We start from the raw sequence: 2735 nt of genomic DNA, 5'->3' as shown, positions 1-2735 counted from the left end.
CATCAGGCCCGCGATGGAGGCGGCGTTCTGCAAGGCGGTGCGGGTGACCTTGGTCGGGTCCAGGATGCCGAAGGCCACCATGTCGCCGTACTCGCCGTTGGCAGCGTTGTAGCCGTAGTTGCCCTTGCCGGCCGCCACTTGGTTCAGCACCACGCTCGGCTCTTCACCGGCATTGGCGACGATCTCGCGCAGCGGGGCTTCCATGGCGCGCAGGGCGATGAGGATGGCGGAGTCGGGTTTTTGGTCACGACAACTCGTTCTGGGAAAAAAAGAGCACTGGCAGATGGCGGTGGCGAAAGGATGAACCCTGTTTCCCGATGCTGGATTCACAATTCAAGACCCCGCTTTGCATCGCAGCCAACTGGTGAACCGGTATTGCCGCGTTTCAACCCGTCGCTGGATCCCGGGGCTCGCCAACGTGCCAGCGCGCTGCCAGCCAAGCGCGAAGGGCCGCGAGCGAATCGAGTCGGTGTGCGCCGATTTGCTCCAGTACGTCCGCATGCGCTGCCGCGCCGGCACCGCCGATGACCATGGCAACCGATCGAGGGAGTTCGCTGCGCAATTGACGCAATTGGTTGCTGACATGTGCAGGGTCGCTGGAGTAGACAATCGACAGCGCGATGGTGTCGGCGTGCGCCAGGCGAGTCGCGCGCGCCAATTCGTCTGCCGGCAGGCTCGCGCCAAGAAACGCGACACGCCATCCGCTGGTGGCCGCGACGGTTGCGGCGAGCATGGCGCCGAGGTCATGCAACTGCGTGGCCGGCGTGGCGATCACGATGGTCCGGGAATGTTCCGGAGTTACAGGAAAATCCGTCATCCAGGTCAGCACGCGACGAATGATCGTCGTCGCGAGGTGCTCGTTGGCAGGCGGAAACCTGCCTTGCTCCCAGCGCGCGCCGATTTCGAGGAGCAGCGGCCCGAACACCCCGTCGAGTGCCTGGTCGGATGGAAGTTGCAGCGCCGCTGCGCGCAACGTGGATTCCAGCAGGGTTGCGTCGAAGTTTTCAGCAGCGCCCAGCGCGACCTCCAGGTAGTGATCGACAGCCGCGTCCTGGGCTTCGGACGCATAGACGGTGCCGTCGGCGGCCTGATCCCCTGCGGCGAGTTCTCGCAGTTCGGCATTGCCGAGCCCAGCAACCTGTCCGATCGACCTTCCGGCGGCGGTGACCTTGACCAGCAACTGCAATCGTTCGATGTCGGCATCCGAATAGTTGCGTTGGCCGCCGGCGGAACGCGCGGGCTGGACGACCTGATAACGCTTTTCCCAGGCGCGCAACAAATCGGGCGTCAATCCCGTGCGCCGGGCTACGACACGGACGGAATGGAGGGTCGGCTGCGTGGTTTCGGACATGCGGCATCGTAGGCAGCGCGGGCGTTTCTGTCCAGAGATTAATGACTTCTGTCGAACTAAATGGGGCCTATTGACACCAATTAGTTGGACATATAGTGTACATCCAGCCTGTTCAACGCGCCAAAAGCTGGACAAGCAATGGACAAGGCTTCCTTCCTTCCTTCCCTTCCATCAGGATCTACCATGAATTCGATTCTCTCCCTCTGCGCCGCTGCGGTCATTGCAGCACCCCTCGCCGCCATGGCGGGAAACCCCAGCACGATGAACGCCAAGAAGGACATCGTTGACACCGCGGTTGCCGCGGGCTCCTTCACGACGCTTGCCGCGGCGCTCGATGCCGCCGGTCTCGTTGAAACCCTGAAAGGCACCGGTCCCTTCACGGTCTTCGCGCCGACCGATGCCGCTTTCGCGAAGCTCCCTGCAGGCACCGTGGATGGCCTGCTCAAGGACAAGGCCAAGCTCACTTCGATCCTCACCTACCACGTGGTGCCGGGCAAGGTGATGGCGGCCGATGTGGTCAAGCTCGATGGTGCGAAGACCGTCAACGGGCAGTCGGTGATGATCAAGGTCGTCGACGGCAAGGTCCAGATCGACAATGCCACCGTAGCCCAGGCCGACATCGAATCCTCGAACGGTGTCATCCACGTGATCGACACGGTACTGATGCCGAAGTAATCGCGTCAGCAAAGCGGCCCGCATCGTATCGGATGACATCAAGGCTCGACCGTGCACCCCGCCGATCTCCACCGGCGGGGTGCACTTTTTCGGGGAAAACGGAACGGGTTGGACTACCGCTGATTTTGGCGTCACGACCGCTGAGCTACAAGAAGAGCTATAAGACAATTTTCGAAGCGATCGACGCGATGGTCATCTCGATGGCTTCCTTGATCTTGTCCTCTCCCGTTAGGCTCGCAGCTTCATCAAAGTGATACTGATAGGCGCTTCGAAAACTGTAGAGCTTGTCGTCAACTGCAAATTTCAGCCAGATAACAACGACATCCGATCCGCCATTGACCTCGGAAGCATAGTACTCCCCCTCTCCTCGCCCATCGCAACCAACCTGATTTTCATCCGGATTCCATCGACCATCTCCAGGATCGGAACGAATTGCGAATCTCTCGAGATCAAGTGCCTTGCTGTTCTTCCGGTCAGCGGCGCCAGCTACCGCTGTGAAAATGGCGCCGCCCATGGCCCGCGTGCCAGACAGGGACCGCAATCGATAATTTCGATAAACGTCAAATTGCGCGTATAGGAAGTTCAAACGCCCTTTTCGGGCAGTCTGCTGGGTAGGCGGCGGTCGCGCAAGCCCCGTTTTGGGCACGGATCGGACGTCTGTGAGTGGGATTTCGGCATCGCGGGGCCACGCAGCGGCGTTGTCAGCAGC

At 61.0% G+C, this 2735-nt stretch carries 3 protein-coding genes and 1 pseudogene; 1 reads left to right on the top strand and 3 read right to left on the bottom strand.

Going from position 1 to position 2735, the window contains the following annotated elements; genetic code table 11:
- Together VFN25_RS10450 and VFN25_RS10445 are read right to left on the bottom strand one after the other, a co-directional pair.
- Positions 1-225: pseudogene (locus VFN25_RS10450) on the bottom strand (TCP-1/cpn60 chaperonin family protein); the annotation flags it as partial.
- A 160-nt stretch (positions 226-385) separates the two neighbouring features.
- A complete protein-coding gene (locus VFN25_RS10445; protein WP_325141599.1) occupies positions 386-1351 on the bottom strand; it encodes a MerR family transcriptional regulator in 966 nt (321 codons plus the stop codon).
- 183 nt (positions 1352-1534) lie between these two features.
- Here VFN25_RS10445 and VFN25_RS10440 point away from each other — a divergent pair, with 183 nt between their 5' ends.
- The gene (locus VFN25_RS10440; protein ID WP_325141597.1) at positions 1535-2026 is read left to right on the top strand and encodes a fasciclin domain-containing protein; all 492 of its coding nucleotides are present in this window, start codon (positions 1535-1537) and stop codon (positions 2024-2026) included.
- A gap of 157 nt (positions 2027-2183) precedes the next feature.
- On the opposite strand, the gene VFN25_RS10435 is transcribed toward VFN25_RS10440, so the two are convergent.
- On the bottom strand, positions 2184-2735 hold a 552-nt coding region (locus VFN25_RS10435), incomplete at its 5' end, for a hypothetical protein (protein WP_325141595.1).

Origin of the sequence: Dokdonella sp., assembly GCF_035703485.1 — a bacterium.
Lineage (GTDB): Bacteria > Pseudomonadota > Gammaproteobacteria > Xanthomonadales > Rhodanobacteraceae > Dokdonella.
The sequence above is the reverse complement of the archived record's forward strand: the minus strand, read 5'-3'. Positions and strand labels throughout refer to the sequence as shown.